Source organism: Novosphingobium resinovorum, from assembly GCF_036352595.1.
In the GTDB taxonomy this organism is placed as follows: Bacteria; Pseudomonadota; Alphaproteobacteria; order Sphingomonadales; family Sphingomonadaceae; genus Novosphingobium; species Novosphingobium resinovorum_B.
On record NZ_JAZFAX010000001.1, the window covers coordinates 444,272 to 470,311 of the forward strand.

22 protein-coding genes are annotated in these 26,040 nt (G+C 67.3%); 14 read left to right on the forward strand and 8 right to left on the reverse strand.

Annotated elements, in window-relative coordinates; all coding sequences use genetic code 11:
* The first annotated feature begins 84 nt into the window (after positions 1-84).
* Entirely contained in the window at positions 85-2,409 is a 2,325-nt protein-coding gene (locus V2S85_RS02185; RefSeq protein WP_330701225.1) for a putative bifunctional diguanylate cyclase/phosphodiesterase, read from the forward strand.
* Positions 2,410-2,418: 9 nt separating this feature from the next.
* On the opposite strand, the gene V2S85_RS02190 is transcribed toward V2S85_RS02185, so the two are convergent.
* From V2S85_RS02190 to tpiA, 4 genes are all read right to left on the reverse strand, one after another.
* Positions 2,419-3,813, reverse strand: a complete 1,395-nt coding sequence (locus V2S85_RS02190) for a hypothetical protein (protein ID WP_330701226.1) — start codon at positions 3,811-3,813, stop codon at positions 2,419-2,421.
* Between the two features lie 157 nt (positions 3,814-3,970).
* Positions 3,971-5,605 (reverse strand): CTP synthase, encoded by a 1,635-nt coding sequence (locus V2S85_RS02195; RefSeq protein ID WP_330701227.1) that lies wholly within the window; start codon positions 5,603-5,605, stop codon positions 3,971-3,973.
* A 142-nt stretch (positions 5,606-5,747) separates the two neighbouring features.
* Positions 5,748-6,161: a preprotein translocase subunit SecG gene (gene secG / locus V2S85_RS02200; protein WP_330701228.1), complete on the reverse strand. Its 414-nt coding sequence runs from the start codon at positions 6,159-6,161 to the stop codon at positions 5,748-5,750.
* A gap of 127 nt (positions 6,162-6,288) precedes the next feature.
* Positions 6,289-7,044, reverse strand: coding sequence for a triose-phosphate isomerase (gene tpiA, locus V2S85_RS02205; protein ID WP_330701229.1), 756 nt, complete (start codon positions 7,042-7,044; stop codon positions 6,289-6,291).
* Positions 7,045-7,376: 332 nt separating this feature from the next.
* Between tpiA and V2S85_RS02210 the strand changes: the two genes are divergently transcribed.
* The 10 genes from V2S85_RS02210 (at position 7,377) to lexA (ending at position 17,107) form a co-directional block, all read left to right on the forward strand.
* Entirely contained in the window at positions 7,377-9,323 is a 1,947-nt protein-coding gene (locus V2S85_RS02210; RefSeq protein WP_330701230.1) for a peptidylprolyl isomerase, read from the forward strand.
* Positions 9,324-9,343: 20 nt separating this feature from the next.
* Positions 9,344-10,882, forward strand: a complete 1,539-nt coding sequence (locus tag V2S85_RS02215; RefSeq protein WP_330701231.1) for an anthranilate synthase component I family protein — start codon at positions 9,344-9,346, stop codon at positions 10,880-10,882.
* A complete protein-coding gene (locus V2S85_RS02220; protein ID WP_330701232.1) occupies positions 10,879-11,415 on the forward strand; it encodes a YcxB family protein in 537 nt (178 codons plus the stop codon). The genes V2S85_RS02215 and V2S85_RS02220 overlap by 4 nt, the downstream gene beginning before the upstream one ends.
* A gap of 23 nt (positions 11,416-11,438) precedes the next feature.
* Positions 11,439-12,194, forward strand: coding sequence for a phosphodiester glycosidase family protein (locus V2S85_RS02225; protein WP_330701233.1), 756 nt, complete (start codon positions 11,439-11,441; stop codon positions 12,192-12,194).
* The gene (locus V2S85_RS02230) at positions 12,191-12,787 is read left to right on the forward strand and encodes an aminodeoxychorismate/anthranilate synthase component II (RefSeq protein ID WP_330701234.1); all 597 of its coding nucleotides are present in this window, start codon (positions 12,191-12,193) and stop codon (positions 12,785-12,787) included. The genes V2S85_RS02225 and V2S85_RS02230 overlap by 4 nt, the downstream gene beginning before the upstream one ends.
* Positions 12,784-13,776 carry an anthranilate phosphoribosyltransferase gene (trpD, locus tag V2S85_RS02235; protein ID WP_330701235.1) on the forward strand — a complete coding sequence of 331 codons (993 nt, stop codon included), beginning with the start codon at positions 12,784-12,786 and terminating at the stop codon, positions 13,774-13,776. Before V2S85_RS02230 ends, trpD begins: the two co-directional genes overlap by 4 nt.
* Positions 13,777-13,786: 10 nt before the next feature.
* Positions 13,787-14,578 carry an indole-3-glycerol phosphate synthase TrpC gene (gene trpC, locus V2S85_RS02240; RefSeq protein ID WP_330701236.1) on the forward strand — a complete coding sequence of 264 codons (792 nt, stop codon included), beginning with the start codon at positions 13,787-13,789 and terminating at the stop codon, positions 14,576-14,578.
* A 22-nt stretch (positions 14,579-14,600) separates the two neighbouring features.
* Positions 14,601-15,080, forward strand: coding sequence for a cyclic pyranopterin monophosphate synthase MoaC (moaC, locus tag V2S85_RS02245; RefSeq protein WP_330701237.1), 480 nt, complete (start codon positions 14,601-14,603; stop codon positions 15,078-15,080).
* Entirely contained in the window at positions 15,077-16,306 is a 1,230-nt protein-coding gene (locus V2S85_RS02250) for a molybdopterin molybdotransferase MoeA (protein WP_330701238.1), read from the forward strand. The genes moaC and V2S85_RS02250 overlap by 4 nt, the downstream gene beginning before the upstream one ends.
* Before the next feature lie 102 nt (positions 16,307-16,408).
* The gene (lexA, locus tag V2S85_RS02255) at positions 16,409-17,107 is read left to right on the forward strand and encodes a transcriptional repressor LexA (RefSeq protein ID WP_330701239.1); all 699 of its coding nucleotides are present in this window, start codon (positions 16,409-16,411) and stop codon (positions 17,105-17,107) included.
* Positions 17,108-17,357: 250 nt separating this feature from the next.
* On the opposite strand, the gene ilvD is transcribed toward lexA, so the two are convergent.
* From ilvD to V2S85_RS02275, 4 genes are all read right to left on the reverse strand, one after another.
* The gene (gene ilvD, locus V2S85_RS02260; RefSeq protein WP_330701240.1) at positions 17,358-19,214 is read right to left on the reverse strand and encodes a dihydroxy-acid dehydratase; all 1,857 of its coding nucleotides are present in this window, start codon (positions 19,212-19,214) and stop codon (positions 17,358-17,360) included.
* 116 nt (positions 19,215-19,330) lie between these two features.
* Entirely contained in the window at positions 19,331-20,053 is a 723-nt protein-coding gene (locus V2S85_RS02265) for an N-formylglutamate amidohydrolase (RefSeq protein ID WP_330701241.1), read from the reverse strand.
* A gap of 28 nt (positions 20,054-20,081) precedes the next feature.
* The gene (locus V2S85_RS02270; RefSeq protein ID WP_330701242.1) at positions 20,082-20,891 is read right to left on the reverse strand and encodes a 4-(cytidine 5'-diphospho)-2-C-methyl-D-erythritol kinase; all 810 of its coding nucleotides are present in this window, start codon (positions 20,889-20,891) and stop codon (positions 20,082-20,084) included.
* 248 nt (positions 20,892-21,139) lie between these two features.
* Positions 21,140-22,786: an electron transfer flavoprotein-ubiquinone oxidoreductase gene (locus V2S85_RS02275; RefSeq protein ID WP_330701243.1), complete on the reverse strand. Its 1,647-nt coding sequence runs from the start codon at positions 22,784-22,786 to the stop codon at positions 21,140-21,142.
* Between V2S85_RS02275 and V2S85_RS02280 the strand changes: the two genes are divergently transcribed.
* Genes V2S85_RS02280 through moaB form a run of 3 tightly spaced genes read left to right on the forward strand, consistent with a single transcriptional unit; the run spans position 22,785 to position 25,982 of the window.
* A complete protein-coding gene (locus tag V2S85_RS02280) occupies positions 22,785-23,624 on the forward strand; it encodes a uracil-DNA glycosylase family protein (RefSeq protein WP_330701244.1) in 840 nt (279 codons plus the stop codon). The genes V2S85_RS02275 and V2S85_RS02280 overlap by 2 nt on opposite strands.
* Before the next feature lie 59 nt (positions 23,625-23,683).
* The gene (locus V2S85_RS02285) at positions 23,684-25,471 is read left to right on the forward strand and encodes a lytic transglycosylase domain-containing protein (RefSeq protein ID WP_330701245.1); all 1,788 of its coding nucleotides are present in this window, start codon (positions 23,684-23,686) and stop codon (positions 25,469-25,471) included.
* On the forward strand, positions 25,455-25,982 hold the full coding sequence (gene moaB / locus V2S85_RS02290) for a molybdenum cofactor biosynthesis protein B (protein ID WP_330701246.1): 528 nt from the start codon (positions 25,455-25,457) through the stop codon (positions 25,980-25,982). Before V2S85_RS02285 ends, moaB begins: the two co-directional genes overlap by 17 nt.
* The last annotated feature ends 58 nt before the right edge of the window (positions 25,983-26,040 follow it).

Below are 26,040 nucleotides of genomic sequence, written 5' to 3' on the forward strand. Positions count from 1 at the left end.
AGGTTTACTTACCGCTAACCATTAAACCCCTATCGCAAGCGGGTGATTAGACGGTCGCCCGCCTGCAAGCTCTCTCCCGGGGACTTGCCCCTGACCGCCGTGCTCGGCCTGTCGGAACCCGCCGACAGCCCCGGTGGCGGCGACTGGGCGTGGCTGCGCGGGCTGCAGTACGCCACGCTTCGCCGCAGCACTCCGGCGCGCCTCGCCACGCAGGCCGCCGCGGCGCTGGCGACCGCGATGCTGCTCGCCGGCAAGGTGCACCCGCTGGTCATCCTCTCGTGGATGGTGCTGGTGGGCCTGACGCAGTGGCATGTCTGCCGCGTCGACGGGTCGCTGGCCGCAGCCGATCGGCGTGGTATTTCGCCGCAGGAACTGCGCCGCCAGACCACTGCCTCGGTGCTGGGCGCCCTCGCCTGGGCGCTGCCCTTGTGGGGCTTCGGGCTGCTCGTCGGGCCGCAGACGGTGGTGAAGCTGTGGACCGTGCTCGCCATGCTGATGGCCGCATCAGTGATCCTGCTGCCCGCCGTGCCGCTGGCGACGCTCACGTTCTCCGGCATCGTCGGTGCCTCGGCGATCGGCTGGTTCCTGTTCTCGGGCAGTTTCGACATGGCGGCGATCGCGCTGCTGTTCCTGGCCATCGTCCTCGTCGGCGCGATCGAGGGCGCGCGCCGCCACCTCACCGCCCAGATCGCCGAGGCCGGGGCGGTCGAGAAGGACGAGGTCGTCTCGCTGCTCCTGCGCGAATTCGAGGAAGGCGAGGCGGACTGGCTCTGGCAGATCGACACCGCGCGGCGCATCCGCTCGGTCTCGCCGCGCTTCGCCTTTGCGCTGGGCCGCGAGGCCGCCGACATCGAGGGCAGCCCCCTGCTCCAGCTCATCGCCGGCCCGGCCTGGGAAACCGGCAATTTCCCCGCCAGTCTCCACGAACTCGCCGACCGGATCATGGCGCGCGACAGCTTCTCGAACCTGCTGGTGCGGGTGACGATCCGGAGCGAGGCACGCTGGTGGGAGCTTTCGGGAACCCCCCGCTTCGACGCCAACGGCATCTTCGAAGGCTATCGCGGCGTCGGCTCCGACGTCACCGAGGCGCGCGACAATTCCGACAAGATCGCCTGGATGGCGCGCTACGACACGCTGACCGGCCTGCCCAACCGCATGATGCTGACCGAGACGCTGGCCTCGGCGCTGGAGGATGCGGCCAGGTGGCGCACGCGCTGCGCCTTCCTGATGATCGACCTCGACCGCTTCAAGGCGGTCAACGACACGCTCGGCCACCATGTCGGCGACCAGTTGCTCGCCCGCGTGTCCGAGCGGCTCAAGGAGCAGATGACCGAGAACGAACTGTGCGGCCGCCTCGGCGGCGACGAGTTCGCCGTGGTCATCCGCGACGTGACCGATGCCACGCATATCGAGCGGGTGGCGAAGCGCGTGATCGAGCGCCTTTCGCAACCTTACGAGGTCGATCACCATACCTTGTTCGTCGGCGCCTCGGCCGGCTCCGCCGTCGGCCCGCGCGACGGGTCGAGCGTGGAGAAGATCATGCGCAACGCCGACCTTGCGCTCTACCGCGCGAAGGACGCGGGCGGCAACGCGCACCGCACTTACGAGCCGGTGCTCCACGCCCATGCGGAAGAACGCCGCAAGCTGGAAATGGCGCTGCGCCGCGCGGTCGAGCGCGACGAGATGCGCCTGGCGTTCCAGCCCGTGGTCGATGCCGACACCGAGGCGGTGGTCAGCTTCGAGGCGCTCCTACGCTGGCAGAGCGCCGAACACGGCGCGGTCAGCCCCGCCAAGTTCGTGCCGCTGGCGGAGGATACCCGCCTCATCATCCCGATCGGCGAATGGGTGCTGCGCGAGGCGTGCAAGGAGGCGATGAACTGGCCTTCGCACATCCGCGTCGCCGTCAACGTCTCGGGCGAGCAACTGCTCGACGCCAACTTCGCCGCGAGCGTGGTGGGCGCGCTGTCGGCCAGCCGGCTCCCCGCCAACCGGCTTGAAATCGAGGTGACCGAGAGCATCTTCCTGCGCGACGCCACGCAGGCGCGCGCGGCGCTGGAGCAGGTCATGGCGCTGGGCTGCGCGGTGGCACTGGACGATTTCGGCACCGGCTATTCCTCGCTCGGCTATCTGCGAAAGATGCGCTTCTCGACGATCAAGGTGGACCGCTCGTTCGTGCAGGGCGCCGCGACCGGCAATGTCGAGAGCCTGGCGATCATCCGCGCCGTGGTCGCGATGGCCGACAGCCTGGGCATGTCGACCACCGCCGAGGGCGCGGAGACCGAGAAGGAAGTGCGCGTGATCCGCGAACTGGGGTGCCGCAAGATCCAGGGCTTCTTCTTCGGACGCCCGATGGCGGCCAGGGACGCAGAGGCCTTGTTCCGCACCCGCGCGGCGCAGGGCGTGGCCTGAGTTCACCGGTCAGGCGGCGATCTCCAGTTCCCCGCCGGCCAGCAGCGAAGGCATCGCGAAATGCCCCTCGACGCCGGCCAGGTCGGCGAGCGTGGGCGCGACCGCGCGCAGCGATACCCGCCCGGGCAGGCGGCGCGCCGCAATGCCGGGCCCCTTGATCCAGAACGCGCCGTCCGGGTGATGCCTGCCGCTGCGCAAGGCCTCCAGCGGATAGAACAGGTCGAGGAATGCCGCCCCCGTATTGGTGGCCGGCGAGATTACCGCCATGTCCCCGGTCGGAGCCTGCTCGATCATGCAGCCCGCATCGAGCGTCGGCCCCTGACGCCGCGCCCACATCGGCTGGCGGCCATCGGCAAGGCGCAATGCCTCGATCCGCCCTGCCGCAGCCGCAGCCGCCTCCTCGCTTTCGAAATGGAGCAGGAACTGCTGCGACATCACCGGCGCGTAAGTCCACCCCGGCGCCACCCCGGCAAAGGCCAGCAGCCGGTCGATGTCGCGGTGGCGGAAGATCTGCCGCCCGCCGTCATCCTCATGCGTGAGCATCGGCTGCTGGCTGAGCGCGGTGACGAGGACGAGGCCGTCCCCCTCGCCGGTCATGCCCAGCGCCTGCCCGACCATGCGGTCCATGTTGCGGTAGCCTTCGAGCACGGTGTCGCCATACGTGCGCCGGTCCGCTTCCGAGGGCTGGACCGTGAACAGGCCGGGCTCGAACTCACGCCAGTGGAAATGCTGGAAATGCGCGGTGCTGTTGATGAAGAAGGTCGCGAAGTGCGGCCGCGCACTGCGGTGGACCGAGCGGAACAGATCCCATTGCAACCGGTCGAGGATCATCGCCCGGCGCCATTTCACGTCGGCCCGCCGCTCCTGCGCCAGTTGGCGCACCGCCGCGAGCACCGAAGAGACTGACAATCCGTGGGCGAGCATGAAACGGCCAAATCGCGCGAATTCGCCGGCCGAGACCTCCGGCCTTGCGCTATGTTCGTGCACGTAGGCGCGCACGAGATCGATATAGGGTTCGAAGTGACCCGGTGGCAGCGCGGTCGGCTCGGTCGCCCAGGGGTCGGGCAGGAAATGCCCGAGGAAGCCCGGCCGGGCGGCCGCGTTCATGCTGCCGCAGATCCAGTTGCCGCGCCCGCTGCGGCTGACCAGATCCCAGATGCGCGGCGCCGCCAGCGTGCCGCCGTCGTTCAGCTTGAAACAGCCGTGCTCGGCGTAGGAGAGCCCGGTGTGGACGGTGATCCACTGAATCCACGGCTCCAGGTTCGGCGCCTGCTCCTCGGCATCGGTGACCGCGACCAGCGCCGCGTCGCGAAAGCGCTGGAAGTTCGGCAGGTGCCCCGCGGCGATGAAGCGGTCGAGCAGCGCCGGCGACAGTTCGTTGAATTCGAGAACGATCGTGGACATCCAAGCCTCCCCGCCGGCGTTTCGCCAAGCTTACGGATGCCCGGATGCGGCACCTTGCCGCCAGTCGAGATTCCTCCGTTATGGAGTTTGCGACCGGCGGATCACTGCGGCCGTTCAAGGTCCGCGGTCCCGGATCAGGTCCGGGACGACGCCTTTCTCAGACCAGGCGTGCCTGGCGCAGCGCGGCGGCGATGAAGCCGGCGAACAGCGGATGCGGCTCGAACGGGCGCGACTTGAGTTCCGGGTGGAACTGCACGCCGACGAACCACGGGTGGTCCGGGCGCTCGACGATCTCGGGCAGCAGGCCGTCGGGCGACATGCCCGAGAAGATCAGGCCATTGCCTTCCAGCGCCTCGCGGTACGAGCCGTTGACTTCGTAGCGGTGGCGGTGGCGTTCGCTGATCTCGGTCGAACCGTAGAGCGCCGCAACGTGGCTGTTGGGCGAAAGCGCGGCGGTATAGGCGCCGACGCGCATGGTGCCGCCAAGATCGCCGCCCTCGGCGCGGGTCTGGAGGCCGTCCTCGGTCATCCATTCGGTGATGATGCCGACGACGGGTTCCTCGGTCGGCCCGAATTCGGTGGAGCTGGCCTTCTCGATGCCCGCCGAGCGCGCACCTTCGATGCAGGCCATCTGCATGCCGAGGCAGATGCCGAAGAACGGCACCTGACGTTCACGCGCGAAGCGGACCGAGGCGATCTTGCCTTCGGTCCCGCGTTCGCCGAAGCCGCCGGGGACGAGGATGCCGTGCATCGGTTCGAGCGCGGCGGCGATCTCGGAATCTTCCTTCTCGAAGATCTCGGCGTCGATCCAGCGCACGTTGACCTTCACGCGGTTGGCCATGCCGCCATGGACGAGCGCCTCGTTAAGCGACTTGTAGGCGTCCTGCAGGCCGACGTACTTGCCGACGACGCCGATGGTCACCTCACCCTCGGGGTTCTGGTAGCGGTCGGTGATGTCGTCCCAACGGTCGAGCACCGGCGCCTTGGCCGATTCGAGCATGCCGAAATGGTGCAGGACTTCGGCGTCGAGGCCCTCGCGGTGGTACTGCAGCGGCACGGCGTAGATGTTCGGCGCATCGAGCGCCTGGATCACCGCCTGCGGGCGCACGTTGCAGAACAGCGCGATCTTGCGGCGCTCGCTCTCGGGAAGTTCACGGTCGGCGCGGCACAGCAGGATGTCGGGCTGGATGCCGAGGCCGGTCAGCTCGCGCACCGAGTGCTGCGTCGGCTTGGTCTTCAGCTCGCCGGCGGCGGCGATGTAGGGCACCAGCGTGACGTGGACGAAGCAGGTCTTCTCGCGGCCCAGTTCGTTGCGCAGCTGGCGCATCGCCTCGACGAAAGGCAAGCCCTCGATATCGCCGACGGTGCCGCCGATCTCGCACAGCACGAAATCGAGATCCTCCGTCTCGGTGAGGGCGAAGTCCTTGATCGCGTCGGTGACGTGCGGGATCACCTGCACGGTCGCGCCGAGGTAGTCGCCGCGGCGCTCCTTGGCGATGATATCCTGGTAGATGCGGCCCGAGGTGATGTTGTCGGCCTTGCGGCCCGAGACGCCGGTGAAGCGTTCATAGTGGCCGAGGTCGAGGTCGGTCTCGGCGCCGTCGTCGGTCACGAAGACCTCGCCGTGCTGGTACGGGCTCATCGTGCCCGGATCAACGTTCAGGTAGGGGTCGAACTTGCGAATGCGGACCTTGTAGCCGCGCGCCTGGAGCAGAGCCGCGAGGCTCGCCGCCATGAGACCCTTGCCCAGCGAGGAGACCACGCCGCCCGTGATGAAAATATGCCGCGCCATGGGAGTTGGGCCTTAAATTGCATGGGGGCCCTCAGGCAAGCGCCCGGAGCCTCATTCCACAGATCAAACACATGGAAATGCCGTCTGACAGCGCCAGACGGCATTCCGGTTACGATGAAGCGTCCGCAGACGCCTGAAAGGGTTACTGCTTGGCAGCACCGCCGAGCGGGTCGGCCGGGACCGAGTCGCCGGCCGGAGCGCCCTGCTGCGCCGGCGCGGGCGCGGCCCGAGCGGCTCCCGGAGCAGCGGCGCCGCCCAGCGGATCGACCGGCTGCGCCGGAGCCGCCTGGGCGGTCTCGCGCTGGAGCGAGGTGTCGATGTCGCGGCCGGTGGTCTGGTTGACCGCCAGCGCCGCGAGCGCGATGCTCAGGACCACGAAGATCGTCGCCAGGATGCCGGTGGCGCGGGTCAGGAAGCTGGCCGCGCCGCGTGCCGACATCAGGCCCGAGGGGCTGCCGCCGACGCCGAGGCCGCCGCCTTCGGACTTCTGCACCAGGATCACGCCCACCAGCATGGCAGCCACCAGAGCCTGTACCACGGTCAGAAAAAGGAACATCTTCGTCTCAGCCTTGTGACGGGGACATACCCCGCTTCGTTCGCCGCGCAGATAGGCGCTCGCAGGCGAGCGCGCAACCCGGCAACTTTATTGCCGCGGCGGCATCGTGCCGTCGCGGCGGTTCGGATCACTGCGCCAGCGAAGCCGCGGCACCCACGATCGCCAGGAAGCCGTCCGCCGTCAGGCTGGCACCGCCGACCAGGGCGCCGCCGACATCGGGCACGGCAAGCAGTTCGGCGGCGTTCTCGGCCTTCACCGAACCGCCGTAGAGGATACGCACTTCGGCGCCGGCATCGCCGTAGATGGCGACCAGCTTCGCGCGAATCGCCTTGTGCATGGCAGCGACGTCCTCCACCGAGGGCACCCGGCCGGTGCCGATCGCCCAGACCGGCTCGTAAGCGACCGAAAGCTTCTCCGGCGCGCCGTCCGCCAGCGGGCACGAGCCCTCGAGCTGCGCGGTGACGACGCCCTCGGCATCGCCCGCATCGCGCTGCGCTTCGGTTTCGCCGACGCACAGGATCACCGCGAGGCCGGCCGAAAGCGCGGCCTGTGCCTTCGCGTTGACGTCGGCGTCGCTCTCGCCATGGTATTCGCGGCGTTCGGAATGGCCGACGATGGTGAAGTCCGCGCCCGCATCCTTGAGCATCGGCGCCGAGACGTCACCGGTATAGGCGCCGCTTTCCTTTACGTGGCAGTCCTGACCGCCGAGGCCGATCAGTTCGGCCGTGTCGCGCATGCGGAACAGCAGCGTCGCCGGAGGGGCGAGCGCGACCTGGACCTTGGGGAAGCGCGCCGCCGCGCGATCGATCGACCGCACCTCGTTCAGCATGGCGCGCGTGCCGTTCATTTTCCAGTTTCCGACGATGTAAGGCAATCCTGCCATTTCAATTCCTTGATCCGATCCTGGGAACGCCCCCACGGGTTCCCCTCTCAGATTTCCGGTTATGCCGTTGCCGCGGAACCGGGAATCAGGCCGTCGCTGTCGCGGGCAGCTAGGCCACCGAGCCATGACTTGTCAAAATTCGCGACCTGTCCAGAGGGAGGATTCTCCACCGTTGTCGCAGGAATACCACGTTCACGGCTTTTGCCCCGACCGTGCGCGAGCGGCATTGCAGGATGCGCGAAGGCCTCCTAAAGCCTCCCCGCTTAATCCCATGTTCACGGGCGAGGCCCTCAGGTTTCGCGCCAAAATCCATCTGCTGATCGGCACGGTTCATGCTCCATTTCTTCCGCTCGTTTCTCAAGTCCAAGATCGGCGCGATCGTCGGCCTGGTGGTTCTGGGCCTGATCGCCCTGGCGTTCGCCAGCGGCGACATCGCAGGCCTTACCGGTTCCGGCGCCGCCCCCGGCACCACGGTCGCCACCGCCGGCAAGGAGACGGTCACCGCCGAACAGCTGGCGCAAGGCGCCAAGCGCGGCCTTGAGCGGGTCAAGCAGCAGAGCCCGAACGCGACGATGAAGCAGCTCATCGCTGAAGGCGGGTTAGAGCAGGTGCTCGACAGCCTGATCGACAGCGCCTCGTTCTATGCCTACGGCCTCAAGAACGGCATCGTCGTCAGCGATCGCCTGGTCGACAGCGAACTCGCGCAGATCCCGGCGTTCCAGGGCGTGGACGGCAAGTTCGACCAGAACGTGTTCCGCCAGACCCTCGCCCAGCAGCAGCTCTCCGAGCAGGCGCTGCGCGAGGACATCCGCAAGAACATGGTGGCGCAGGAACTGATCGTGCCTGCGCAGATCGGTTCGGTCATGTCCCAGTATGCCGCCAAGCGCTACGCGTCGCTGCTCAGCGAGACCCGCAGCGGCACCGTGATCGCCCTGCCCTCGCTGCTGTTCGCACCGCAGAAGGCACCGACCGACGCCGAACTCGCGGCTTTCTACAAGACGCACACCAACCAGTTCGTCCGCCCCGAGCGCCGCACGATCCGCTATGCGCTCGTCAGCGCCGACAAGGTTCCGGCCGCCGCCGCGCCGACCGAGGCCGAGATCGCCGCGCGCTTCGCGGCGGGCAAGGCCGCCTACGCCGCCAGGGACAACCGCCGCATCACCCAGTTGGTAGTGCCGACCGAAGCCGCCGCCAAGGCGATCGTCGCCGAAGTCGAGAAGGGCAAGTCGCTCGAAGCCGCCGCCACCGCCAAGGGCCTGTCGGCCGCCAAGCTCGAATCGTTCAGCCGTCAGGATCTCGCCAGCCAGTTCTCGCCCGCCGTCTCGCAGGCGGTCTTCGCCGCGCCGGTCGGCAAGCTGGCCGCCCCGCAGAAGAGCGTGCTGGGCTGGCACGTCATCCGCGTCGATGCCGAGGACAAGACGCCCGCCAAGACCCTCGCCGAGGTCAAGGGCGAACTGGCCACGCAGATCGCCGAGGAAAAGACCCGCAAGGCCTACAGCGACGCGATCAACAAGATCGACGAGCAGTTCACCGGCGGCGCCAACCTCGCCGAAGTCGCCAAGGCGCTCGGCGTCCAGGTGCAGCAGACCCAGCCGGTCACCGCCGACGGCCAGGTCTACCAGAAGCCGGGCGAGACGGTCGACGCGCAGCTGCGCCCGCTCCTCGCCGCCGCCTTCGGCATGGAGCAGGAACAGCCGCAGGTGGCCGAAGTCGAGAAGGGCAAGTCCTTCGCGATCTACGACGTCACCGACATCCAGGCCTCGGCCCCCGCGCCGCTCGCCCAGATCAAGGACGACGTGAAGCTGGCCTGGTCGATCGACGCCGGCGCGCAGGCCGCCAAGGCCGCCGCGCTCAAGATGCAGGCCGCGATGCGCAAGGGCCAGACCGTCGAGCAGGCGATCGCCGCCTCGGGCAAGCAGTTGCCGCCGCCCCAGCAGGTCTCGATGTCGCGTCCGACGCTGGCCGCCGCGCTGCAGTCGGGCCGCCAGGTGCCGCCGCCGGTCTCGCTGATGTTCCACATGGCCAAGGGCACCGTGAAGGTGCAGTCGGCCGCCGGGGAACGCGGCTGGTTCGTGGTGCTGCTCAAGGACATCGTGCCCGCCAAGGTCGATTCGCCCGACATGATCCGCCAAGCGCAGAACGAACTCGGCCAGCAGCTCGGCCAGAGCTACGCCGATGCGCTGGGCGCGGCGATGCGCAAGGACGTCGGCGTCAAGCGCCACGACAGCGCCATCAAGGCGGTGCGCGACCAGCTCGCCGGCACCGGCGCGGCCGACTGACCGGGCATCGGGGGGTGGCAATGGAGCGCGAACACGACCGCCAGGCGGTGCTGGAGCAACTCGAACAGGGCAAGCCCGCGCTCGCCTGGCGCCGGCTCGTCGCTGATACCGAGACGCCGGTGGGGGCCGCGCTAAAGCTGATCGAGGACGGTCGCGGCGACTTTCTGCTCGAATCGGTGGAAGGCGGCGAAGTGCGCGGGCGCTACAGCCTGCTCGGCCTCGATCCGGACCTGGTCTTCCGCGCCAGCGGCACGTCCTGCGAGATCAACCGCGACTGGCAGGCGGACCGCGAGGCCTTCGCCCCGCTGGCCGGGGACAGCCTCGCCGAACTGCGCGCGCTGGTCGAAAGCTGCCGCTGCGAGGTTCCGGCCGACCTGCCCCAGGCGATGGCCTGCCTCGTCGGTTATTTCGGCTACGAGACCATCGGCCTCGTCGAGAAACTGCCGCGCGCGCCGCAGAGCCCGCTGGCCCTGCCCGACATGCTGTTCGTGCGGCCCTCGCTGATCCTGATCTTTGACCGATTGTCGGACGAACTGTTCTGCGTCGCGCCGATCTGGCCTGGCAACAGCCGGGCCGGCGGCGAAGCGGAAAACGCGCTCGACCGCGCGGCCGAGCGCATCGACGAAGCCCTGCGCCGCCTTGCCGGCCCTGCCCCGTCGATCCCGGCGGTGACCGATCTCGCCGAACCGGTGCGCACCGCCGTCGTCGCGCCGGAAGACTACAAGGCCATGGCCCTGCGCGCCAAGGACTACATCGAGGCGGGCGACATCTTCCAGGTCGTGCTGGCCCAGCGCTTCACCTGCGAATTCCCGCTGCCGCCGCTGGCGCTTTACCGTAGCTTGCGCCGCGTGAACCCCTCGCCGTTCCTCTACTACCTCGACCTGCCCGGCTTCGCGCTGATCGGGTCGAGCCCGGAAATCCTCGTGCGGGTGCGCGCCGATGCCGAGGGCAACCCGGAAGTCACCATCCGCCCGATCGCCGGAACCCGTCCGCGCGGCGCCAACCCGGCCGAGGACAAGGCGAACGAGGTCAGCCTCCTCGCCGATCCCAAGGAGCGCGCCGAGCACCTGATGCTGCTCGATCTCGGCCGCAACGACGTCGGCCGCGTCGCCGCCGCCGGCACCGTGGAAGTGACCGACAGCTACACGATCGAGCGCTACAGCCACGTCATGCACATCGTCTCGAACGTCGTCGGCAAGCTCGACACCGCGCGGCACGATGCGATCGACGCGGTCTTCGCGGGCTTCCCGGCCGGCACCGTCTCGGGCGCGCCCAAGGTCCGCGCCTGCGAGGTGATCGCCGAACTCGAACCCGAGACCCGCGGCCCTTATGCGGGCGGCGTCGGCTACTTCGCGCCCGACGGGTCGGTGGACAGTTGCATCGTGCTGCGCACCGGGCTGCTCAAGGACGGCGTGCTCCACGTCCAGGCGGGCGCGGGCATCGTCGCCGACAGCGACCCGGCCTACGAACAGCGCGAATGCGAGGCCAAGAGCGGCGCCCTATTCGCCGCCGCCCGCGAGGCGATCCGCGTGGCGGGGGAACCCGGGTTCGGACAGTGACGCACAGCTTCACCATTTCGCTGGATTACGAGAACTATCTCGCGGCGAACTGGCTGATGGTGCGCCGGCGCATGTGGTGGCGAGGACTGGCACGAACGTTTGCGACACTGTTCGTCGTCTATGCGTTCGTCATGTTCGCCGTCGGTGCGATTCTCGACGGGGTGACCCTCGATACCTTGTTCTACGGCCTTGGGACGGGTCTGGTCTTCGCGACTTTGATGATGATCGTCCTGCCGCTTTGCTGGCTCTGGAAGCTCCCTCGTTCCGCGCGCAAGACCTGGCCCCAGCTTCATCTGGACGGCCTGCCGACGCTGCACGAATTCGACGAGACCGGCATCCGCATCGCCAACGATCGCGGAAGCTCCAACTTCGACTGGCACATGCTGGCGAGTTGGGCCGAGAACGACGATCTGCTGCTGATGTTCAGGACGAAGCTGATGTTCCACGCCGTGCCCAAGGCGCAGGTCGCACCGGAAACGCTTCAGGCCCTGCGCGCGCGGCTGATCGACGCCGGTGTGTCCACGCGGTGCTGAAAGTCTGCCTCGGGACAGCCGGGATGGCCCTTCTCCTCGCCGCCTGCTCCTCCGACCCCGCGCCGCAGCCGCCCAAACCGCCGCCTCCGCCCTGCGAAGGCGCCACGTTCGAAGGCGCCAGCTTCACGCACTGCACCGCCGTCCCCGGCCAGAACACCATCCACGCGGTGCTCGGCCCCAGGGACGGGGCGCCGTACCGCAGCCTCTCGCAACTCGCGGTGGACCGCCCCGACAAGGCCCACGAAGTCGCCTTCGCCATGAACGGCGGCATGTTCGACACCGAGGGCAAGCCGATCGGCTACTACGTCGAGGAGGGCCAGAAGCGTCACGCACTCAACACCAATGATGGCTGGGGCAACTTCCACCTCGCCCCCAACGGCGTCTTCTACGGCGACGCCGCCGGCAACTGGCGCGTGCGCACCTCCGCCGAGTTCGAGAAGTCCGTCACCGACCGGCCCGACTTCGGCACCCAGTCGGGCCCGATGCTGGTCATCGACGGCAAGCTGCACCCCCGGATCGACAAGGACGGCAAGTCGCTGAAACTGCGCAACGGCGTCGGCGTCGATGCGAAGGGCCGCGCCCACTTCGTGATTTCGGACGAGCCGGTCTCGTTCGGCAAGCTGGCGCGCTATTTCCGCGACAGGCTGAAATGCGACAATGCGCTGTTCCTCGACGGCAGCGTCTCCTCGCTCTGGGATCCCGCCCATGGCCGCGTCGACGGCGGCCCTCCGCTCGGCCCCTTGATCGTCGTCGAGAAAAGCGCAAAGGCACAGTCATGATCCTCGTCATCGACAACTACGACAGCTTCACCTGGAACCTGGTCCACTACGTGATGGAACTGGGCGCCGAAGTGGAAGTCGTGCGCAACGACGCGCTGAGCGCGGGCCAGGCCATTTCCAGCGGTGCGCAGGGGTTCCTGATCTCGCCTGGGCCCTGCACCCCGAACGAGGCGGGCATCAGCCTCGACCTGGTCGGCGCAGCGGCCGATGCGGGCATGCCGCTGCTGGGCGTGTGCCTGGGCCATCAGTCGATCGGCCAGTACTTCGGCGGCAAGGTCGTGCGCGGCGGCCTGATGCACGGCAAGACCTCGCCGGTCACGCATGACGGCACCGGAGTCTTCGCCGGCCTGCCCTCGCCCTTCACCGCAACGCGCTATCACTCACTGATCGTCGAGGACATTCCCGGGACGCTGGTGGTCAACGCCCGCTCCGACGACGGCCACGTCATGGGCTTCCGCCACGCCGACCTGCCGATCCACGGCGTGCAGTTCCACCCGGAAAGCATCGCCACCGAGCACGGCCACGCCATGCTCGCCAACTTCCTCAAGGCCTGCGGCATCGACGCCCGGCTGCCCGAGCGCCTGACCCCATGACCCTGCCCGATCCGCTCCACCCGATCGCCGAGGACGAGGCCGAAGCCGCCTTCGCCGCCATCCTCGACGGCGAGATAGCCGAGCCCGAGATCGCCGCCTTCCTCGTCGCCTTGTCCGATCGCGGCGAGACCGCCAGCGAGATCGCCGGCGCCGCGCGGGCGATGCGCGCACGGATGACCCCGGTGAAGGCCCCCGCCAACGCCATCGACGTATGCGGTACCGGCGGCGACGGCCATCACACGCTCAACGTCTCCACGGCGGTCTCGCTGGTGGTCGCCGCCGCTGGCGTGCCGGTGGCCAAGCACGGCAACCGCGCCGCCAGTTCCAAGGCCGGCGCCGCCGATACCCTCGAAGCGCTCGGCCTGGACCTCGATCGTGCGGTGGAGACGGCGGAATCGACGCTCGCCGAGATCGGCATCGGCTTCCTCTTCGCCGCGCGCCATCACCCGACGATGGGCCGTCTGATGCCGCTGCGCAAGGCGCTGGGCCGCCGCACCATCTTCAACCTGATGGGCCCCCTCGCCAATCCCGCGCAAGTGTCCCGCCAACTGGTCGGCATCGCCCGCCCGGCCTACGTGCCGATCTATGCAGAGGCGCTGCTGCGGCTGGGGACCGAGCATTCGATGGTCATCTCGGGCGACGAGGGGCTCGACGAACTGAGCCTGGCCGGCGGCAACGAAGTGGCCGACATCCATGGCGGCGAATTGTCGATGCGCCGGGTCGCCCCGCAGGATGCCGGGCTCTCGATCGCCCCGGTCACCGCCATTCGCGGCGGCGATCCCGCCTACAACGCCGAAGCGCTCAGCCGCCTGCTGATGGGCGAGCATGGCGCCTACCGCGACGCCGTCCTGCTCAACGCCGCCGGGGCCCTGATGGTCGCCGGCGAAGTCGAAAGCTGGACCGAAGGCGTCGAGGAAGCCGCCGAAACCATCGACAAGGGGCTGGCCAAGGCGCTGCTCGACTGCTGGATCGCGGCCACCCGCGCCTGACGAGGAAATCATGTCCGACAAGCTTACGGAAATCTGCGATACCAAGCGCAAGGAAGTCACCGTCCGCAAGGCGCTGGCCACGCTCGCCGACCTCGATGCCCGCGCCGCCGGCCAGACCGCGCCGCGCGGGTTCGAAGCCGCTTTGCGCGCCAAGGCTGCCTCCGGCTTCGCACTGATCGCAGAAATCAAGAAAGCTTCGCCCTCCAAGGGATTGATAAGGGATGATTTTCGTCCCGCCGAACATGCCGTGGCTTACGAGAAGGGCGGTGCCGCCTGCCTGTCGATCCTCACCGATGCCCCCTACTTCCAGGGGCATGAGCATTTCCTGGTCGAAGCCCGTGCCGCCTGCACGCTGCCGGTTATCCGCAAGGATTTCATGATCGATCCCTGGCAGGTCGCCGAGGCGCGCGCAATCGGCGCCGACGCCATCCTCATCATCGTCGCCGCGCTTGACGACGCCCTCATGCACGAACTGGAAGCGGCGGCCCTCGAACGGGGCATGGACTGCCTCGTCGAAGTTCATAACGAAGATGAGATGGAGCGTGCAAGCCATTTGAAATCAAGGTTGATTGGTGTGAACAACCGCGACCTCAAGCGCTTCGTCACCGATATCGCCATTACCGAGAGGCTGGCGCCGCTTGCCCCCGAGGGCACGCTGCTCGTCAGCGAAAGCGGGATCAACGCTCACGCGGACCTGCAGCGCCTCTCGGCCTGCGGCGCCCGCACGTTCCTCGTGGGCGAAAGCCTGATGCGCCAGAACGACGTCGAGGCAGCGACGCATGCGTTGCTAACCGGCCACTGAGCGATCCAGGCTGGAGATTCGGATGAGCAAGTCCCTCACCCATATCGACGAAGACGGCACCGCGCGCATGGTCGACGTCGGCGCCAAGCCGGAGACCCGGCGGATCGCCGTCGCCTCCGGCCTGATCGTCATGAGCCCCCAGGCGCTTGCCGCCATACGCGTGGGCGATGCACCCAAAGGGGATGTGCTTGGAACCGCGCGGATCGCTGGAATCATGGCGGCCAAGCGAACCTCCGATCTGATCCCAATGTGCCACCCCCTGACGATCGATGCCGTGAACATCGACTTCGCCTTCGAGACCGCCGGTATCCGCGCTATCGCCAAAGTCTCGCTGACCGGCAAGACTGGCGTAGAAATGGAAGCAATAACAGCAGTTTCCGTAGCACTCCTCACAATCTACGATATGACGAAGGCGCTGGACAAGGCGATGGTCATCGAGGGCATTCATCTCGCCGAGAAGATAGGCGGCAAGTCGGGACACTGGCAGGCACCCGCACGATGAGCCGCGCAGCCGTGACTGCGCCGCTCTCGCTCGAGAACGCACAGGCGCGCCTGCTCTCGCTCGCCATCGCCATGCCTGCCGAGTACGTCGATATCGAAGGCGCGGCAGGACGCTATCTCGCCGAGCCGCTTCATGCCGCCCGAACGCAACCTGCGGCGCATCTCTCGGCCATGGATGGCTACGCCGTGACTGCGGGCGACATGACCGGGCCCTGGCAGGTGGTAGGCGAGAGCGCGGCCGGGCATCCCTTCGCCGGCAGGATGGCGGCAGGCCAGGCCGTCAGGATTTCCACCGGCGCGATTCTGCCCGAGGACGCAGCCGGCGTCATCCTGCAGGAAGATCTCCAGCGTCACGGCGACGAACTCCGGCTGACCGGCGAGGCTCCCCGGCCGGCCGCCAAGCATGTGCGCCATCGCGGCATGGATTTCGAACAGAACGCTGAAATCATGGCCGCAGGTACGCGAATCGGACCGGCCCAGATGGCCCTGGCACTTGCCGCAGGACACCGCCATCTGCCTGTCCGGCGCATGCCCCGCCTTGCCATCATCGACAGCGGCGACGAACTGGCCGCGAATCCCGAACATTGCGCACCGCACCAGATCCCGGCGAGCAATGGGGCGATGCTGCTTGCCCTCGCCCGCACGCTGCCGGTGGAGGCACGGCACATCGGCCCGGTCCCGGACAGGATCGAGGCCATCACATCCGCTTTCGAGGCATCCGCTGACGTCGACCTGATCGTCACCAGCGGCGGTGCCTCGGTAGGCGATCACGATCTCATCCGCCCTGCGCTCGAACAGTGGGGCGCCGACATCGACTTCTGGCGCGTCGCCATAAAGCCCGGCAAGCCCATCCTGGTAGCCACCCGCAACCACGACGGACGCCGACAGATCGTGCTCGGATTGCCAGGCAATCCGGTATCGAGCTACGTGACGGCATATCTTTTCCTGCTACCGCTGCTGCGCGCGATGGCGGGCTCGATCCGGCCGCTGCCGATGCGCGTGACCGCCCGCCTGGGCGCCGCGCTGCGTGCCGGCGGAAGGCGCCGCGAATTCCTGCGCGGATGGTGGGACGGCGAATCCGTGTGCGCCAACGCGCTGCAGGACAGCGGCGCCCTCTCCGCGCTGGCGGCAAGCAACGTCCTGATCGACAGCGCCGCTCTACGCCCGCCCGCGCGGATCGGAGAGGAAGTCCAGCTATTCCTGCTCGATAACGGCGGTATCACCTGAAGCATGGCCAAATTCGTTGCTTGCTTGTTCCCTCAATGTTCACTACCAGAACATTCGAGGTCAGGGATCGCCTGATCCGGCGGTCACGAAAAGGCAGCGACAATGTTGACGCGTAAGCAGCACGAATTGCTCCGGTTCATCCAGACCCGGCTCGAAGAGAGCGGCATCTCCCCCAGTTTCGAGGAGATGAAGGAAGCGCTCGACCTCAAGTCGAAGTCCGGTGTGCACAGGCTCATCTCGGCCCTTGAGGAACGCGGTTTCATCCGTCGCCTGCCTAATCGCGCCCGTGCTCTGGAAGTGCTACGCCAGCCGGAGGACAGCGGCACTGCTCCTTCGCGCGCGGCAGCGGCGAACGCCAACGAGGGAACCGGCCTGGTGCCGCCTTCGCGAAGTGCTCCCGCCCCCGTTCCGGCAAATGACGTCATCGAAATCCCGCTTCACGGCCGCATCGCCGCCGGTGTTCCGATCGAGGCGCTCGAAGGGCAATCCATGCTTCCGGTCCCCGCAGCCCTGCTGGGATCAGGCGAGCACTATGCGCTTGAGGTTTCCGGCGATTCGATGATCGAGGCTGGCATTCTCGACGGCGATTTCGCGCTGGTGAAGCGCACCAACCACGCCCGCGATGGCGAGATCATCGTCGCACTCATTCGCGGCGAGGAAGCGACTCTCAAGTACCTGCGCCGCGAGAACGGCATGGTTCGCCTCGATCCCGCCAATGCCGCGTATGAACCCCAGATCTACGGATCGGACGAGGTCGAGGTCCAGGGCAAACTCGCCGGCCTCCTGCGTCGCTACAACTGAACGAACGGCTGCGGAGCCGCTTGCTTCCCGGCGACAGAATCCTGCCATCCATCCCGTATACAACGGGATGGTGGCTTCGTTCCATAATCTTGACCATCGGATAGGCCACCGCTGCACCGGCTGATCGCAAGCGTGGCGAAGCCGTTCAGGGCAGTTTCACATTACCCCGGGTTGCTGCGCTGCGCTCGCGATGAAAGAATTGGGTGGCGAACTAGGGGGCCACGATGAATAGTGGCCCCTCCGCTCAGAATTAGCCCCGCTTAAGCTGCGTTACGTCGCGCACCGCGCCCTTGGCCGCGCTGGTGGTCATCGCCGCGTAAGCCTGCAGCGCGGCCGAGACCTTGCGCGGGCGCGGATGCACCGGCGACCAGGCATCGGCGCCGCGTGCTTCCTGCTGCGAACGGCGGTGCGCCATGACCTCGTCCGAGATCATCAGGTTGATGGTACGGCCGGGGATGTCGATCTCGATCGTGTCGCCGTTCTCGACGAGGCCGATCTCGCCGCCCTCAGCCGCCTCGGGCGAGGCGTGGCCGATCGAGAGGCCCGAAGTGCCGCCCGAGAACCGCCCGTCGGTCAGCAGCGCGCACGCCTTTCCGAGGCCCTTCGACTTAAGGTAGCTGGTCGGGTAGAGCATTTCCTGCATGCCCGGCCCGCCGCGCGGCCCTTCGTAACGGATCACCACGACGGTTTCCGCCACGACTTCGCCGCCGAGGATACCCGCGACCGCCGCGTCCTGCGATTCGTAGACCCGCGCGGTGCCGGTGAACTTGAGGATCGAGTCGTCCACGCCGGCCGTCTTCACGATGCAGCCGTCGCGCGCGATGTTCCCGTAAAGCACCGCGATGCCGCCGTCCTGGCTGAAGGCGTGTTCCTTGCTGCGGATCACGCCGTTCTCACGATCGAGGTCGAGTTCCTTCCAGCGCGCCGACTGGCTGAACGCGGTCTGCGTCGGCACGCCGCCGGGCGCGGCCTTGTAGAATTCCTGAACCGAAGGCTCGTTGGTGCGGCTAATATCCCAGCGATTGAGCGCATCGCCCAGCGTCTTCGAATGCACCGTCGGCAGGTCGGTGTGCAGCAGGCCCGCGCGGTCCAGCTGGCCGAGGATCGCGTAGATGCCGCCGGCGCGGTGGACGTCCTCCATGTGAACGTCGGCCTTGGCCGGGGCGACCTTGGACAGGCACGGAACCTGGCGGCTCAGGCGGTCGATGTCGGCCATGGTGAAGTCCACACCCGCCTCGTGCGCGGCGGCCAGCAGGTGCAGCACGGTGTTGGTCGAGCCGCCCATCGCGATGTCAAGGCTCATGGCGTTCTCGAACGCCTTGAAGCTGGCGATGTTGCGCGGCAGCACGGATGCGTCATCCTGCTCATAATAGCGTTGGCACATGTCCACCGCGACGCGGCCCGCCTCCAGGAACAGGCGCTCGCGGTCCGAGTGCGTCGCCAGCGTCGAGCCGTTGCCCGGCAGCGAGAGGCCCAGTGCTTCGGTGAGGCAGTTCATCGAGTTCGCGGTGAACATGCCCGAGCACGACCCGCAGGTCGGGCAGGCCGAGCGCTCGATCGTCTTCACTTCCTCGTCGGTGTAGCTTTCGTCGGCGGCGGCGACCATCGCATCAACCAGATCGAGCGCATGTTCCTTGCCGCGCAGCACCACCTTGCCAGCCTCCATCGGTCCGCCCGAGACGAACACGGCGGGGATGTTGAGGCGCATCGCGGCCATCAGCATGCCTGGCGTGATCTTGTCGCAGTTGGAGATGCAGACCATGGCGTCGGCGCAGTGGGCGTTGACCATGTACTCGACGCTGTCGGCGATGAGGTCGCGGCTGGGCAGCGAATAGAGCATGCCGTCGTGGCCCATGGCGATGCCGTCATCGACCGCGATGGTGTTGAATTCCTTGGCGACACCGCCAGCTGCCTCGATCTCGCGCGCGACCAGCTGGCCCAGATCCTTGAGGTGGACGTGGCCGGGGACGAACTGGGTGAACGAGTTCACCACCGCGACGATCGGCTTGCCGAAGTCCCCGTCCTTCATGCCCGTCGCCCGCCAGAGCCCGCGCGCGCCCGCCATGTTGCGGCCGTGAGTCGAGGTGCGTGAACGAAGGGCGGGCATTGTCGGAACTCCGATTGGTCATGGGCGCGGGTTTTCGCGCAAGTTTTCACACTATGTTGGAGCCGCCCCTACACGGTGATTGATTTCAATTCAACGTGAGTTTTTGCAATTATATTTCATGCGAGTTTCTCGACCACTGCCGCGCAGAGCCGTGTCATCACGTCGGCCCACTCCGCCTGCCCCGCTTCCTCAGCGATGAGGTCCTGGCGGATCTCGATGCTGAGATAAGGCAATCCGTTCGGTTCGGCATGGCGGTTCATCGAGGCGTTGAGCAGCTTGCCCGAGTACGGCTCCTGATCGCCGGTGACGAAGCCCTGCCCCTCCAGCCAAGGAATGGCGATGCGCGCGGCGCGCTCGTCCTGGTTGTAGAGGACGCCGACCTGCCAAGGGCGCGGTTTAGTGCAAGTGGCGAGACCGGGGGTGAAGCTGTGCAGCGAGAGGATCAGCGCCGGGGGCGTCTCGCGCAGTTGTGCGGCAAGGGCGTAGTGATAGGGATCGAACAGCCGGTCCACCCGCGCCTGCCGCTCCTCTGCGGTGAGGACGTTGCCGGGGATGACGTAACCGTCGCTGATCTCGGGCATCATGCCGGGGACGTCGTGCCTGCGGTTGAAGTCGCAGACGAGGCGGCTGACATTGCCGAGCCAAGCGGCGGTGCCGGCTTCGACCATGCGCGCCGCGATGGCGGCGACACCGATGTCGATGGCGATATGCTCGTCGAGCAGCGCGGCCTCTATGCCGAGGTCGATGTCGTCGGGCACGCGGTTGGAGGCATGGTCCGATACGACCAGAACGCCGCCGGTAACGGGCGTGCCGAGCAGGCGGTGGTATTCGGTTTCCAAGTCTGCCTCCGAAGGTTGCACGGGCAGCTTACCTCAATTTACCCGACATTTTCCACCAGTGCGGTTGAGTGTCGGCCAGCTTATCCCACGCCGCCTGCAATTGGGCCTCGCTGTCGTAGAGCGCAAAGCACGTCGCGCCCGACCCGGACATGCGGGCGAGGAACGGCTCGGTCGCCCGCAAAGCTGCCAGCACATCGGCGACCGGAGGGCATATCGCGATGGCCGGAGCCTCTAGGTCGTTGCGGCCTTCCAGTGCGATCCGGCGGACGGAGCCGGTGGGCATTGCACCGCGATCGATGCCGTCCCAGGCCTTGAACACCGGTCCGGTCGGCACGCCTACACGCGGGTTCACCAACAGGACCGGAGTGCCGGTCAGGTCGCTCTCGATAGCCTGGAGGTCGGTGCCGGTGCCGGTGCCGATGCAGGTGGTGGACAAGACGCAGGCGGGCACGTCGGCGCCCAGCTTCGCGGCGCAGGCCTGCCAGTCGCCCGGGAGGCCCGCGCTGCGCTCCACCATGCGGAACACCGCGCCCGCGTCAGCCGAACCGCCGCCGAGGCCCGCCGCAACGGGGAGGCGCTTTTCGAGATCGACGGCCCAGCCTTTGCCATGAGGCAGCGCAGACAATGCCTTGGCGACGATGTTGCCGAACGGGTCGTCGATCTTGGCGGCGAACTCGCCATGGGTGGAGAGGCTGTCGGCCTCGGCGAGGGAGGCGCTCAGCCGGTCGCCGTCATCGACGAAGGCGAACAGCGTTTCGAGTTCGTGATACCCGTCCTCGCGGCGGCGACGGACATGCAGCGCGAGGTTGATCTTGGCGTAGGCGGTTTCGGTCAGCATCGCCCCGTCCATGGCGCGGAGGGACGCAGGAGGCAAGGCGCGCCTTCTGGCCCATACCCCGTCACCCTGAACTTGTTTCAGGGTTCATTGGGCCATCTGGACCGGAGCGTTGTGTCACCAGCCGCCCTCCTGGCTTACCCTCTCACACACCGCGCTTGCTGCACGATGGACCCTGAAACAAGTTCAGGGTGACGGGGTGTATCGAGAGATGGCAGAAAAAAGGGGAGGCAGTGCCTCCCCTCTTCGCATCACATATTCGGGTAGTTCGGGCCGCCGCCGCCTTCGGGCGTCACCCATTCGATGTTCTGCGTGGGATCCTTGATGTCGCAGGTCTTGCAATGGACGCAGTTCTGCGCGTTGATCTGCAGCTTGGGACCATCCCCCGCATCGAGGAACTCGTAAACTCCCGCCGGGCAGTAACGCGCCTCGGGGCCCGCATAGACCGGCAGGTTCACCGCCGTCGGGATGCTGGGATCCTTCAGCTTGAGGTGGATCGGCTGGTCTTCCTCATGGTTGGTGAAAGAGTACGACACGCTGGTCAGGCGATCGAAGCTGATGACGCCGTCCGGCTTGGGATAGGCGATCGGCTTGTACAGGTCCGCGCGCTGGGTTTCCGACGCATCGGTGTGATGCTTCATCGGCTTGGCGAGGCCGAAGCCGAACAGCGTGCGCAGCCACATGTCGGCGCCCGCGAGGATCGTGCCCAGCTCGCCGCCCCACTTCGCCACCATCGGCTCGGCGTTCTGGACGAGCTTGAGTTCCTTGGCGATCCAGCTGGAGCGCACCGCGTCGTCGTAGTCCTGCAGGGTGTCCTGCTCGCGGCCCGCCTTGATGGCGGCGGCGATCGATTCGGCGGCCAGCATGCCGCTCTTCATCGCGGTGTGGGTGCCCTTGATGCGCGGCACGTTGACGAAGCCCGCCGAGCAGCCCGCCAGCACGCCGCCGGGGAACGCGAGGCTAGGCACCGACTGCCAGCCGCCCTCATTGATCGCGCGCGCACCATAGGCGACGCGCTTGCCGCCTTTGAGAATGGCGCGGATTTCCGGGTGCTGCTTCCAGCGCTGGAATTCCTCGAACGGGTAGATGTACGGGTTCTTGTAATCGAGCGCCGTCACGAAGCCCAGCGCCACCTGGTTGTTGGCCTGGTGGTAGAGGAACCCGCCGCCCCAGGCGTCGTTCTCGCTCATCGGCCAGCCCTGGGTGTGGATCACGCGGCCGGGGACGTGCTTGTCCGCCGGGATGTCCCACAGTTCCTTGATGCCGATGCCGTAGATCTGCGGCTCGCAATTGGCTTCGAGGTCGTACTTCGCCTTGAGGCGCTTGGTCAGGTGGCCGCGCGCGCCTTCGCAGAACACGGTGTACTTGCCCAGCAGGTTCATGCCCGGCTGGAAGTCGCCCTTGGGATTGCCTTCGCGGTCGACGCCCATGTCGCCGGTCTGCACGCCGATCACGGCGCCCGCCTCGTCATAGAGGATTTCGGCGGCCGGGAAGCCCGGGAAGATCTCGATCTCCAGCGCCTCGGCCTGTTCGGCCAGCCAGCGGCACAAGTTGCCGAGCGAGCCGGTGTAGTTGCCCTTGTTCGACATGAAGGGCGGCTGGATGATGTGCGGAAGGGAGAACTTGCCCTTCTTGGTCAGGTGCCAGTGCCAGTTGTCGGTGACGGGGGTTTCGGCCAGCGGGCAGCCGTCCTCGCGCCAGGTCGGCAGCAGTTCGTCGAGCGCCTTGGGATCGATCGTGGCGCCCGACAGGATGTGTGCGCCGATCTCCGAGCCCTTCTCCAGCACGCAGACCTGCAGCTGCGGGTCCACCTGCTTGAGGCGGATCGCGGTCGCCAGACCGGCAGGTCCACCGCCGACGACGACAACGTCGTAAGGCATCTCTTCGCGTTCGATCATGGTAGCCCCGTGCATTCTTTTCGTGTTTAGTCGAGCGATTAAATTCACGAATGCCTTGATTGCTCCCGCGCATAAGGTCAAGACCCGCGCGATGGATCAACCGCCAAATCCGCAATTTCTGGACGATATCACAGGTGCGCTCGACTGGTGGCGGGACGCCGGGGTGGACTGCGACTTCCTCGACGAGCCGGTCGAGTGGCTCGCCCCGCCCGAACTGGAAGGCGCCCCGCCGTCGCGCCGCCGCCCGGATCCGAAGCCCGATCCGGATGCCCCGCCGCCGCCCGACAAGCTCGATCCCGCCAGCCTGCCCGCCGATTTCGCGGCCTTCGCGCCGTGGTGGCTGAGCGAACCGCTGCTGTGCGAAGGCGGCCCCGCCGCGCGCGTCGCGCCGCAGGGCAAGGTGGGTGCCGAACTCATGATCGTGGTCGAGGAACCCGAAGCCGAGGACAGCGAAACGCTGCTCTCCGGCCAACATGGCAAGCTGCTCGACGCCATCCTTGCCGCGTTCGGCACCGGGCGCGAGGACGTTTACCTTGCCAGCGCCCTGCCCCGCCACACGCCCGGCGCGGATTGGGCCGCGATGAGCGAGCGCGGAATCGGTCAGGTTCTGCGGCATCACGTGGGTTTGGTGGCTCCAAAGAGGCTGTTTGTCCTTGGTGGAAACGTCCTGCCGCTAATCGGCCACGAATCGCCGCATCGTCCTGCCATGTTAAGGACTTTCGATCATGAAGGGGGATCGATACCCCTGCTCGCCTCCTGGGCGCTGCCTGCCTTGCTCGCGCAGCCGCGTGCAAAGCCGGTGCTCTGGAGGGCCTGGCTGGATTGGACCGCGTCCTGAGAGATGCGGCCATCGGCCAGCCGGAGCAGGCGAATCGCACAGGACTGCGGGGAATACCTTTGAAACGACTTATCAGGGCCGGACTGTTTGCGGGCGCGTGCATCGCCGCCTGCGTATCGGCAGCACCGGCCTTCGCCAACAGCGCTGCGGTTGACTATTTCCGCACCCGCGCCGACCGCACCGCCGTCCCCTCGCTGCTCAGCCAGGACGACCGGGCCTATTACAAGTCGATGTTCGACGCGATCGACGCGAAGGACTGGGCCACCGTCCAGAAGATGCTGGCCGACCGCCCCGACGGCCCGCTCCACCAGCAGGCCCGCGCAGAATACTACCTCGCGTCCGGATCGCCCAAGATCCAGCTGAACGACCTGCAGACATGGCTTTCGCAGGGCACCGAACTGCCCGGCGCCGACCAGATCAGCCGCCTTGCGCTCAAGCGCGGCGCCACGAGCGTTCCCTCGCTGCCCAGCGAACAGAGCTTCGCCCGCCTGCCGACCATCGCCAAGCGCGTGCGGCCGTCCTCGATCGATGACGGCACGATGCCCGCCGGGATCGCGAACGGCATCAACGACCGTATCAAGAACGACGACCCGATGGGTGCGCGCCTGTTGCTGGACGGGATCGACGCCAACCTCTCGCCCTCCTCGCAGGCCGAGTGGCGCCAGAAGGTCGCCTGGAGCTTCTACATCGAGAACCAGGACGCCAACGCCTACCAGATGGCGCAGATCGCCGCGCTGGGGCAAGGCCCGTGGGTGGGCGAGGCATGGTGGACTGCCGGACTCGCCGCATGGCGCCTGGGTGACTGCGATGGCGCTGCCGATGCCTTCGCCAAGGCCGCACGCTCGTCCGATAATGCGGAGCTGACCGCCGCCTCGCATTACTGGAACAGCCGCTCGCTGGTGCGCTGCCGCAAGCCCGAGCAGGCGAGCGCCGCGCTACGCCTCGCCGCCGCGCGCGACGAGACGCTCTACGGGATGCTGGCCGCCGAACAGCTTGGCCTCAAGCTTCCCGAACAGCACGCCGCCGCCGACTTCACGCAGGCCGACTGGCAGGCGCTACGCGCTTATCCGAACGTGCGTACCGCCGTCGAACTCGCGGAGATTGGCAAGGATGGCCTCGCCGACGAAGTGCTGCGCCATCAGGCCCGCATCGGCGATGCTTCGCAATATGCGCCGCTGACCCGTCTCGCCCGCGATCTTGGCCTGCCCGGCACGCAGTTGTGGATGGCCTACAATGCCCCCAGCGGCGGCCAGCCCGAACCGGCAACGCGCTTCCCCACGCCCAAGTGGACCCCGGTGGGTGGCTGGAAGGTCGATCCCGCGCTGGTTTATGCCCATACCCTGCAGGAATCGGTGTTCCGCGCCGGAGCGGTCAGCCCGGCAGGCGCGCGCGGCCTGATGCAGATCATGCCCGCCGCCGCGCAGGACCATGCCGGATCGCTGGGCTACAACGGCAATGCCTCTGATCTCAACAAGCCCGAGGTCAACCTCGCCTTCGGCCAGCGCCACCTCGAAACGCTGAAGAACGATGTCGGCACGCAAGGCCTGCTGCCCAAGGTCATGGCCGCCTACAACGCCGGGCCGCTGCCGGTGCGCCGCTGGGCCACCGAAGTGAACTGCCAGGGCGATCCGCTGCTATGGATCGAATCGCTCCCCTACTGGGAGACGCGCGGCTACGTGAACATTGTGATGCGCAACTACTGGATGTACGAACGCCAGGCGGGCGGCCCCTCGGAGAGCCGCATGGAACTGGTGCAGGGCATGTGGCCGACCTTCCCGGGCCTTTCCGGTTCGCAGGGCGTGCGCATGGCCTCGAATGGAGCGATCCTGCGTGGCAATCGACCTTGAGCGTACTTTCAAGCCCATCAACATCGCCCTCCTGACCGTTTCCGATACCCGCACCGCCGAAAACGACACCTCGGGCGACATTCTTGCCCAGCGCATCGTCGATGCCGGTCACAACCTGGTGCGCCGCACCATCGTGCGCGACGACGCCGCCGTGCTGGCCGACCTGTTCACCGCCTGGATCGACGATCCCGAGGTCGATGCGGTCGTCTCCACCGGCGGCACCGGCCTGACCGGGCGCGACGTGACCCCGGAGGCGCTCGGTCGCCTCGGCGGGCGCGAGATTCCCGGCTTCGGCGAACTGTTCCGCTGGCTCAGCTACAAGACCATCGGCACCTCCACGGTGCAGAGCCGCGCCATGGCCGTGGTGGCGCGGGGCACTTACCTGTTCGCGCTGCCCGGCTCCAACGGCGCGGTGAAGGACGGCTGGGACGGCATCCTCGCCGAACAACTCGACAGCCGCAACCGTCCCTGCAACTTCGTGGAACTGATGCCGCGCCTGCTGGAAAGCTGATCCCCGGCCTCTTCACCTCGACGTAACTTCCCCCGGATATGGCGGGCGGGTTCGTGAG

Coding starts and splice junctions, on each gene's coding strand:
- V2S85_RS02230 (WP_330701234.1), top strand. CDS start 12,191: ATGATCCTCGTCATCGACAACTACGACAGCTTCACCTGGAACCTGGTC.
- trpD (WP_330701235.1), top strand. CDS start 12,784: ATGACCCTGCCCGATCCGCTCCACCCGATCGCCGAGGACGAGGCCGAA.
- tpiA (WP_330701229.1), bottom strand. CDS start 7,044: ATGGCAGGATTGCCTTACATCGTCGGAAACTGGAAAATGAACGGCACG.
- trpC (WP_330701236.1), top strand. CDS start 13,787: ATGTCCGACAAGCTTACGGAAATCTGCGATACCAAGCGCAAGGAAGTC.
- V2S85_RS02270 (WP_330701242.1), bottom strand. CDS start 20,891: ATGCTGACCGAAACCGCCTACGCCAAGATCAACCTCGCGCTGCATGTC.
- V2S85_RS02210 (WP_330701230.1), top strand. CDS start 7,377: ATGCTCCATTTCTTCCGCTCGTTTCTCAAGTCCAAGATCGGCGCGATC.
- V2S85_RS02225 (WP_330701233.1), top strand. CDS start 11,439: ATGGCCCTTCTCCTCGCCGCCTGCTCCTCCGACCCCGCGCCGCAGCCG.
- moaC (WP_330701237.1), top strand. CDS start 14,601: ATGAGCAAGTCCCTCACCCATATCGACGAAGACGGCACCGCGCGCATG.
- secG (WP_330701228.1), bottom strand. CDS start 6,161: ATGTTCCTTTTTCTGACCGTGGTACAGGCTCTGGTGGCTGCCATGCTG.
- V2S85_RS02280 (WP_330701244.1), top strand. CDS start 22,785: ATGGTAGCCCCGTGCATTCTTTTCGTGTTTAGTCGAGCGATTAAATTC.
- V2S85_RS02275 (WP_330701243.1), bottom strand. CDS start 22,786: ATGATCGAACGCGAAGAGATGCCTTACGACGTTGTCGTCGTCGGCGGT.
- V2S85_RS02250 (WP_330701238.1), top strand. CDS start 15,077: ATGAGCCGCGCAGCCGTGACTGCGCCGCTCTCGCTCGAGAACGCACAG.
- ilvD (WP_330701240.1), bottom strand. CDS start 19,214: ATGCCCGCCCTTCGTTCACGCACCTCGACTCACGGCCGCAACATGGCG.
- lexA (WP_330701239.1), top strand. CDS start 16,409: ATGTTGACGCGTAAGCAGCACGAATTGCTCCGGTTCATCCAGACCCGG.
- V2S85_RS02215 (WP_330701231.1), top strand. CDS start 9,344: ATGGAGCGCGAACACGACCGCCAGGCGGTGCTGGAGCAACTCGAACAG.
- V2S85_RS02190 (WP_330701226.1), bottom strand. CDS start 3,813: ATGTCCACGATCGTTCTCGAATTCAACGAACTGTCGCCGGCGCTGCTC.
- V2S85_RS02195 (WP_330701227.1), bottom strand. CDS start 5,605: ATGGCGCGGCATATTTTCATCACGGGCGGCGTGGTCTCCTCGCTGGGC.